An 8,179-nucleotide genomic window follows, 5' to 3' on the forward strand; every position below is an offset into this window, starting at 1 on the left:
GGAACATAGAAGGAGAGACTAAGATGACTTCAATACGTCCGCATGGCGGAACTTTGGTTAACCGTGTAGCAGAGGGTACTGAAAGAGAAGAATTGCTGAATCTCGCACGTGACAGCAAGACAATTGCCTTGAATACCTGGACCTTATCTGATTTGGATCTTATAGCTGTTGGTGCATTTTCGCCCCTCACTGGCTTTTTAAATGAGCAAGACTATCATTCAGTAGTAACAAACATGCGATTAGCGGATGGCACAGTGTGGAGCATTCCAATAACACTGGCTGTAGAAGATGTTGTGGCTGCCGGTTTATCCATTGGGGATAAAGTTTCTCTAATCGGTGAGGATGATGGTGAGATTTACGGTTTATTGGATATTGAGAGTATTTATACTGTAGATCAAACGATTGAAGCACAAAATGTCTTCAAAACAACAGACCCTGAACATCCAGGTGTGAGTAAGCTGTTGGCGCGTCCTGTAACTTATGTTGGAGGACCGATTACAGTCTTGAACCGCCCACAGCCAGAGAAGTTCGGTGAATTTTATTTTGATCCTGCGGATACGAGGAAGATATTTGCTGAAAAGGGCTGGAGAACGGTTGTAGGCTTCCAAACACGTAATCCAGTCCACCGAGCTCACGAGTACATTCAAAAGTGCGCTATGGAGGTTGTAGACGCTCTATTCCTAAATCCACTTGTTGGTGAGACGAAGTCAGATGATGTACCGGCAAATGTGCGGATGAAGAGCTATCTGGCGCTTTTGGAGAACTATTATCCTGAGGATCGTACCTTCCTTGGTGTTTTTCCGGCGGCAATGCGTTATGCAGGCCCTAGAGAAGCAATTTTCCATGCCATGGTTCGCAAAAATTACGGCTGTACCCATTTCATCGTCGGTCGTGACCATGCTGGCGTAGGTGATTATTATGGCACTTATGAGGCACAGGAGATTTTTTCTAATTTTAGTGCGGAAGAAGTTGATATTACTCCATTATTTTTTGAACATAGCTTCTTCTGTAAAAAATGCGGGAATATGGCATCCAGTAAAACTTGCCCGCATCCTAGTGACGATCACATGACATTGTCGGGTACAAAGGTACGGGCTTTGCTCCGTGATGGCCAATGTCCTCCACCAGAATTCACACGGCCTGAGGTTGCACAGATTCTAATTGAAGGCATGACACAAGAAGTAACCGCGTAATCCTCATTAGCTAGTACTATTTGACCTCCTTGTCCCATATAGATGAGTATTATCTATCGGGACGAGGGGGTCTTTGTTATGTCTGGCCGGAAGAACAATAAGGTCTCGGTCTGGATTTCATGGAGCAGTATCAAAAAAAGTATGCTTGGCGTGGTACTGCTAGCTATAATGATCGGAATTATAGCGTATGACATGCCTACCGCTAAAACACTAAATTATTGGAGTCTGCCCTTGTCAGGAAAAGTTATTGCTCTCGATGCGGGACATGGTGGAGCTGATGGAGGAGCGGTTAGCCGGGAAGGGCTAATTGAGAAAGATATTAATCTCGCGGTATCGCTTTATTTGCGTGATTATCTGCAGCAGGCAGGGGCTATTGTAGTAATGACTCGTGAGGGTGATTATGATTTGGCTCAAGAAGGCACTAAGGGCTATTCTAAGCGTAAGACGGAAGATCTTAAACAAAGAGTAAGAAGCATCGAAGAGAAAGGCGCAGACCTTTTTATAAGCGTTCACATGAACAGTGTCCCTTCAAATCGTTGGAGCGGTGCACAAACCTTTTACTACCCCAACCATAAGGATAATAAAGCCATTGCAGAGTTTGTGCAGAGTGAGCTGAAGACTACGCTGGAGAACACCGATCGTGTGGCTAAGACAGTGAATACTGTATATCTGCTAAAAGCATTGAAAATACCAGCAGTACTTGTAGAAGTAGGATTCTTATCACACCCACAGGAATCCGCTCTACTCGGAAATGATGTTTATCAGCGGAAGGTTGCGACTAGCATTTATCGTGGCATTCTTCGTTACGCCTCCGAATAGTCAGGACTACTCATGGGGAGACAGGTAATGCTATAATAGACAAAAACTCCGGAGAATTTCACATCCGGAAAGGAAACAGAGGTGCTTTCCATGTTGACTAAGGAACAGATTCAGGAAATACTGCAGCCATTAACAGACTCGGAAACTGGAAAAAGCCTTGTGGAACTACAGCTGATTCGTGACATTATGATTAAAGAAGATCGTATTTCTTTATCTATCGTATGTCTGAATCCTGAAGAGCAAAGTCGCATGGATCTAGAACAACAGGTTCGTGAATTGCTTGAAGCGGGTGGGGCTTCTAATGTACATATCCGGCTTCGTGATGCAACCGATTATGAACGTGCTATACTTCGTGGTGAAAGCACTGAGGAAGTTGATGAGCCTGGGAAACTTAAGGTACATGCTGCAGGCCTTGATGGCCATGAATTAATTAGCGAGAGCTCTGGTGTGAACTTTATTGCCGTGGCCAGCGGTAAAGGTGGGGTTGGTAAATCAACTGTAACGGTGAATTTAGCCGTAGCCCTTGCGAGAAAAGGGAAAAAAGTTGGTCTTATCGATGCCGATATTTATGGTTTTAGCATTCCTGATATGATGGGTATCGAAGAGGGGCCTGTTGTTGAAGAAGGAACGATTATTCCTGTGGAACGTTTCGGAGTGAAGGTCATGTCTATGGGTTTCTTTATCCGTGAGAATAGTCCAGTAATTTGGCGGGGACCTATGCTTGGCAAAATGCTTCGCCAGTTCTTTAATGATGTCGGGTGGGGTGAACTTGATTATATGCTGCTTGATCTGCCCCCAGGTACTGGTGATGTGGCACTTGACGTGCATCAGATGCTGCCTCACAGCAAAGAGATTATAGTTACAACACCACACGCTACCGCAGCGTTTGTGGCGGCTAGAGCGGGCTCTATGGCTCTGCAGACAGATCATGAGATTATTGGAGTCATTGAGAATATGGCTTATTATGAGTGTACTGACTGTGGTAAGAAAGATTATATCTTTGGCAGAGGTGGAGGAGCGAGGCTTGCCGAGACGCTTCATACGGAGCTGCTTGCACAAGTGCCGTTAGGTGCGCCGGACAACCATATTTCGGAACCGGATTTTTCACCTTCTGTATACAAAGAAGAGACACCAACAGGCATATTATTTGCAGAAATTGCGGATAAACTTATTTCAAAATATGAGCACTAATTCTTGTACATGAAAAAGAGGCCATCCCACACGTTGTTAGTGGGATAAGGCCTCTTTTTTAAGAGCTTGAATCATCGCCGCTACCGCCGCCACTGCTGTCCTGCTTGTCGCCACCTTCGCTGCCTTTTTCTTTTTTCTCTTTTGGTTCAAGTTCTTCTTGTACGACTTTTTTAAGTAAATTTAATACCTCCATACGGAATAAAGGGGTTTGCATAGATTCCTGAATGGTTTTCATGGATTGTTTTCGGTAATCCGGTGTTTTGGTGAGATTTAGAAACATGGTCATCATTTCTGGAGATTTCATAATTTCTTCGACTGATTTCTGATAAGTTGGATCCTTTATTAGCTGCAGGTGTAGTTCCTTGCTTTGCGATTGAATGGCTTTAGCAAAGTCACCTGCGAACTTTGGATCCTTCATTATTTTCTCGATCTCCTTCTGATATTCCGGCGCAGTGAGAGTATCCTTTACAGCGGTCTTAATTTCCTCTGTTGTTTGAAGTGGCATCATCTTCATGCTCATTCCACTGGTACCGCCAGAGCTGGAGCTTGATAATGATTCCTCAACTGCTTTTTTACCCTCATCGCTTTTCAATATATCTAAAACCATGGTCTTCGTTTCTTTATAACTGCCTTGTCCGGAAGAAGAACTGCTCTGCTCACTTCCGCAAGCCGTTAAGGCCATAACAAAGCTCAATGCCAAACCCACAGATCCGATAAATCTCCATTTCATTGGCGCTGCCCTCCTTTATAGGATTCTCTTGATGTATTATGCCGCATTAGAGCACATTTATGTTGTGGGTGTAATGGCGTTTTGTCGGTATCCTTGGTAAAATAAATCTGACAAGAGGAGGTGAATTGGCTGAGTATAAAAAAATGGTTTCATTTATTTTGGACTACCCTTCTTATTGGAGCGGGTGGGGCTGTAATCGCTGGTTTGGCACTACAATTCGTAAATGGTAAGATTGATTTCAAAAGTGTCGGGGATTTCTTTTTATACCCGCTGATTCTGCTTGGCTACGGTATGCTTGTAAGCGTTTATTCGCAACTTGGTTTTTTTGCCTATTTGATTTTGAATTATATGGGCAACGGAGTTTTTCCACAAAAGGTTTGGAAATACATACAACTAGTGCTTTCTGTACTCGCATTGCTTGAACTGATTTTTTTGCGTACCGTCGTTGGCGGGGAAAGAAATGTTATGTCTGATCTAATATTAGGAATCGTTATTTTGCTAGCAGCTATTATAGTGTCTTATTTCAAAGTAAAAAGTACAAACATCTCAGCTTTGATTCCAACCCTCTTTTTTATGACAGCTATTTCAATTGTGGAAGTTATTGGCGTACTCCGTATAGGTGTTGATAGTGCGACGGTATTTATTGTTGTTCCGCTTATCGCTTGTAATGCATTCCAAATTTTGATGCTACACCGTATTCTGAAGCCGGCAGCCGGATAATGAATGGGAAAGGCACTAAACAATGAACCCCGTGCTCTGATTTCAGAAGACGGGGTTTTTTGCTCTAACGGAAGCTTAACGATTAAAATCTGATTGTAGAGGTTAATCTTAAAGAACGATATGCTCACAAAACTAAGTAGATGCTCACGAAGTGAGTTTTGTACGATGTAACATAAGTGGAGTAACGCTCACAAAACTAAGCGTGTGCTTTCGAAGTAAGTTTTGTACGAAGCGTTCCAATGATGCATATGCTTTACAAAACTTAGTAGATGCTTCCGAAGTGAGTTTTGTACGAAGTAACACAAGTGTAGTAACGCTCACAAAACTTTTAGGAGGGGAATATATGGACATCAAGCGCTATATGATAAAAGACACAAAAGAAATCCGGCTTAACAAGCTGGATCCGGATGACACAGGTGTTTTTAAATCCAAAAAAGAAGTGGAAGCTAAAACAGAAGAGCTTAAAGCACGTTTGGCAGAGCTCCAAGATATTTTGTTTGCTCAGAAAAAGCATTCGCTGCTTGTTATTCTGCAAGGAATGGACTCCAGCGGTAAGGATGGCACAGTTAAGCATATTTTTTCAGGCATTAACCCGCAAGGATTTATAGTTACCAGCTTTAAGAAACCATCTCTAGAGGAAGAGGCTCATGATTTTCTATGGAGAGTTCATCAGAAGACGCCCCCTAAGGGATATATCTCTGCATTTAACCGCTCGCATTATGAAGATGTATTGGTACCGCGGGTACACGGAGGGTTAAAAAAGGATGACTTGAAGCGTCGCTTTCGTTACATACGGCAGTTCGAGGAAATGCTGGTGGAAGAGGGAACGACAATTATCAAGCTTTTTCTGCATATTTCTAAAGAGAAGCAGCTAAAGAAGATTAAAGAACGGCTTGAAGATCCCAAAAAACATTGGAAATTCGATGCAAGTGATCTCCAGGAGCGGGAGTATTGGGATGATTACCAAGAAGCATATGAAGATGTTTTCAAGGAATCTAGCATAGATAAAGCACCCTGGTACTGGATACCCGCCAATCATCAATGGTACCGCAACTATTTGACCTTATCCATCGTTGTAAAGACACTGGAGAGTCTGGATCTGAGCTATCCGAAGCTGAATACCCCCACACCAGACATATCGGAACTCATCTCTCCACGTCATTAATCCTTTGGTCAGATCAACATCCATTACGGCACCAGAGATTGAAATGTGTTTTTACAGCCCAGCTGCGTCCTCAACGGCATTACTGAGTGAAGCTGAGTCGCGAACTTCTTTACCTTCGGCGTTGCTTTGACTGATCAGCTCAGAGACGGTAACGAATTCATAACCTTGTCTGCGGAGCTCATCGATAATGAGTGGAAGTGCTTCATGTGTTTGTTTACAGGAATCACTGGCATGTAGAAGGACAATATCACCTGGATGCGCTTTTGTCGTTACACGCTTCACGATATTGTCTACGCCGATGTTCTTCCAGTCCAGGGAGTCTGTATCCCATTGAATGACCTTGTAACCGAGATCGCTGGCAACCTGAAGGACTCTTTTGTCAAAATCACCATTAGGCATACGAATCAAATTGGGTTCAGTGCCGGTTAATTCGGTAAGTACGGTGTGAGCCGTTGAGATCTGTGTACGAATTTCTTCGTTGCTTAGTGTGCTGTAATTGACGTGTTTATGACCATGACTTCCAATTTCAAAACCTGCATTTTTGATGTTAGTTACAATGTCTGGGTGAGTTTTACTCCATGGTGAAGACAGGAAGAAGGTGGCTTTGTCCACTTTCTTGTCTTCAAGTACCTTCAAAATTGGTTCGGGTCTTTTCTCCCCCCAGCTAATATCGAAGGTCAGGGCAATCAGCTTCTTCTCTGTGGGTACACTGTAGATCGCGGAAGGTCCGGATTCAGAAAAAACGGTTATGTTTCCCCTCTCGACATAGACAACTCCAGCAGCAAGAAGCACAGCGGCGAAGATATAGATGAATCGTTTAATCTTTTTGCCGCTGAATACATAAAAAGAATTCATAATGACAGCGCTCCTCTCCCATGCGAAATGCTTGTTTGTTCTAAATGTATGCTCGTACCGCAAGGTTATGACCTAAGAAACAGAGATCACTATTTCAGGAGGGTATTTATGTTGTCGTTCTTCACGTTTATTAAAGATCTAAAAACAATCCGAAAGGCTTTATTGCTATCCTGTCTGCTCTTCGCAGTAGGAGCGGTTGTAGGGTGGGTAGCTACTAGCAGTCTGGAGAAGCTATTGGTTCAGCAATTAGAGGGGCTCAGTGAAATCAGTGGCAGCCTTAGAGATTCTTCTAATCCGCAATGGAGCTTCTTTGTATTTATATTTTTGAATAACAGCATCAAGGGTGTTCTTATCATATTTTTAGGAGCGTTGTTCGGTATACTGCCAGCCATATTCTTATTTATTAACGGAGCGGTTATCGGCTATCTGATTCATTTATCAGCACTGCAAGGACAGGATTTGTTCGAACTAATAGTAAAAGGACTGCTGCCACATGGGATTATAGAGATTCCAGCGATCATTATTGCTTGTGCATTTGGACTTCAGTTCGGTGGGAAAGTACTTTCAAGTATATTTAGCTCATCCACTAAAAAAGAGAACAGAGGTGTAGACTGGACTTCATTCATGCGTCAAACACTTACAGCATCTATTTGGACAGTAATCCTGTTATTTGTAGCTGCCATCATTGAAAGTACAATTACTTTTTCGCTTTTATCATAAAACTTCCGGGAATGGAGCATACCATTAAAACCATTCATCCAAGGATTGCCTAAAGGTCAGAAGTATATAATCGTGGAGAAACCATAAAGGGAATTTTTAATAATTATGGTTATAAAAAGAGTACTCCGGTTAATCTAGTGTAGTAGGATCTTAAGGCAGCTTTCTCCATGAGATGGACTAACTAATTATGTACAAGGGGTTTTGGGTTTTAGTGAATGCGTTACTTGCAACTTCATGAAGGAGGCCAAGCATATGTTGGGAATGTTGTTCAACGAAAAAGAATGCAAGGAACTGGATTATGTTTTGCGGAAAGAACTTGATGAGATGCTGTTAGATTTGAGCGATCAGCGCTTGGACCAAAATATCAGGCATGCCATCGCCAATAGATATAAGACTGTATTTCGTATGTATGCTCGTTTTGCTCCTCAGAAAGAACTTTCCAAGTATGCGTGGGGTGGACGTTCTTCTCAGTATAAACACTAAGGATAGGCGGTAAATGCAAGAGTCTTATATGAATTTAAGATTTTTTAATAAAATAGCTTGACTAAAAAGGAGTGCTCGTGATAAATTATATCTCGCGCTCCTTTTGCTTGTGTAAAAGGGAAGCGAAAGGCAAGAAAAATTGAAAAAAACTTTTTCAAAAAAAAGACTTGCCAAACAATGAAACACTGTGATATATTATAAAGGTCGCCGCTGACAAACAACGACGATGAAATGAGAGACATTGTTCTTTGAAAACTGAACAACGAGTGAGTGGGAAATCACGAAAGTGAAATCCAAAATTAG

The 8,179-nt window shown here is 42.4% G+C and carries 9 protein-coding genes; 7 read left to right on the top strand and 2 right to left on the bottom strand.

Annotation, left to right across the window (positions count from 1 at the left end; translation table 11 throughout):
- Nucleotides 1-23 precede the first annotated feature (23 nt).
- The 3 genes from sat (at nt 24) to CA600_RS18330 (ending at nt 3,203) form a co-directional block, all read left to right on the top strand.
- Nucleotides 24-1,193: a sulfate adenylyltransferase gene (gene sat / locus CA600_RS18320; protein ID WP_094871879.1), complete on the top strand. Its 1,170-nt coding sequence runs from the start codon at nt 24-26 to the stop codon at nt 1,191-1,193.
- Between the two features lie 78 nt (nt 1,194-1,271).
- Nucleotides 1,272-2,012, top strand: a complete 741-nt coding sequence (cwlD, locus tag CA600_RS18325) for an N-acetylmuramoyl-L-alanine amidase CwlD (protein WP_094871880.1) — start codon at nt 1,272-1,274, stop codon at nt 2,010-2,012.
- Nucleotides 2,013-2,102: 90 nt separating this feature from the next.
- The gene (locus CA600_RS18330) at nt 2,103-3,203 is read left to right on the top strand and encodes an Mrp/NBP35 family ATP-binding protein (RefSeq protein ID WP_094871882.1); all 1,101 of its coding nucleotides are present in this window, start codon (nt 2,103-2,105) and stop codon (nt 3,201-3,203) included.
- 58 nt (nt 3,204-3,261) lie between these two features.
- Here the strand turns inward: CA600_RS18330 and gerD are convergent, their stop codons facing one another.
- Nucleotides 3,262-3,933: a spore germination lipoprotein GerD gene (gene gerD / locus CA600_RS18335; RefSeq protein WP_094871884.1), complete on the bottom strand. Its 672-nt coding sequence runs from the start codon at nt 3,931-3,933 to the stop codon at nt 3,262-3,264.
- A gap of 129 nt (nt 3,934-4,062) precedes the next feature.
- Here gerD and CA600_RS18340 point away from each other — a divergent pair, with 129 nt between their 5' ends.
- The gene (locus CA600_RS18340) at nt 4,063-4,653 is read left to right on the top strand and encodes a KinB-signaling pathway activation protein (protein ID WP_042132517.1); all 591 of its coding nucleotides are present in this window, start codon (nt 4,063-4,065) and stop codon (nt 4,651-4,653) included.
- 343 nt (nt 4,654-4,996) lie between these two features.
- The gene (locus CA600_RS18345; RefSeq protein WP_042192144.1) at nt 4,997-5,818 is read left to right on the top strand and encodes a PPK2 family polyphosphate kinase; all 822 of its coding nucleotides are present in this window, start codon (nt 4,997-4,999) and stop codon (nt 5,816-5,818) included.
- 51 nt (nt 5,819-5,869) lie between these two features.
- Here the strand turns inward: CA600_RS18345 and pdaB are convergent, their stop codons facing one another.
- On the bottom strand, nt 5,870-6,673 hold the full coding sequence (pdaB, locus tag CA600_RS18350; protein WP_094871885.1) for a polysaccharide deacetylase family sporulation protein PdaB: 804 nt from the start codon (nt 6,671-6,673) through the stop codon (nt 5,870-5,872).
- Nucleotides 6,674-6,784: 111 nt separating this feature from the next.
- On the opposite strand from pdaB, the gene CA600_RS18355 reads away from it, so the two are divergent.
- Nucleotides 6,785-7,393 carry a stage II sporulation protein M gene (locus tag CA600_RS18355; protein WP_373455862.1) on the top strand — a complete coding sequence of 203 codons (609 nt, stop codon included), beginning with the start codon at nt 6,785-6,787 and terminating at the stop codon, nt 7,391-7,393.
- 252 nt (nt 7,394-7,645) lie between these two features.
- Nucleotides 7,646-7,876 carry a hypothetical protein gene (locus tag CA600_RS18360; protein WP_036680631.1) on the top strand — a complete coding sequence of 77 codons (231 nt, stop codon included), beginning with the start codon at nt 7,646-7,648 and terminating at the stop codon, nt 7,874-7,876.
- Nucleotides 7,877-8,179: the final 303 nt, after the last annotated feature.

Origin of the sequence: Paenibacillus sp. VTT E-133280 (assembly GCF_002264385.1) — a bacterium.
In the GTDB taxonomy this organism is placed as follows: Bacteria; Bacillota; Bacilli; order Paenibacillales; family Paenibacillaceae; genus Paenibacillus_AQ; species Paenibacillus_AQ nitricinens.

Coding starts and splice junctions, on each gene's coding strand:
- sat (WP_094871879.1), top strand. CDS start 24: ATGACTTCAATACGTCCGCATGGCGGAACTTTGGTTAACCGTGTAGCA.
- cwlD (WP_094871880.1), top strand. CDS start 1,272: ATGTCTGGCCGGAAGAACAATAAGGTCTCGGTCTGGATTTCATGGAGC.
- CA600_RS18330 (WP_094871882.1), top strand. CDS start 2,103: ATGTTGACTAAGGAACAGATTCAGGAAATACTGCAGCCATTAACAGAC.
- gerD (WP_094871884.1), bottom strand. CDS start 3,933: ATGAAATGGAGATTTATCGGATCTGTGGGTTTGGCATTGAGCTTTGTT.
- CA600_RS18345 (WP_042192144.1), top strand. CDS start 4,997: ATGGACATCAAGCGCTATATGATAAAAGACACAAAAGAAATCCGGCTT.
- pdaB (WP_094871885.1), bottom strand. CDS start 6,673: ATGAATTCTTTTTATGTATTCAGCGGCAAAAAGATTAAACGATTCATC.
- CA600_RS18360 (WP_036680631.1), top strand. CDS start 7,646: ATGTTGGGAATGTTGTTCAACGAAAAAGAATGCAAGGAACTGGATTAT.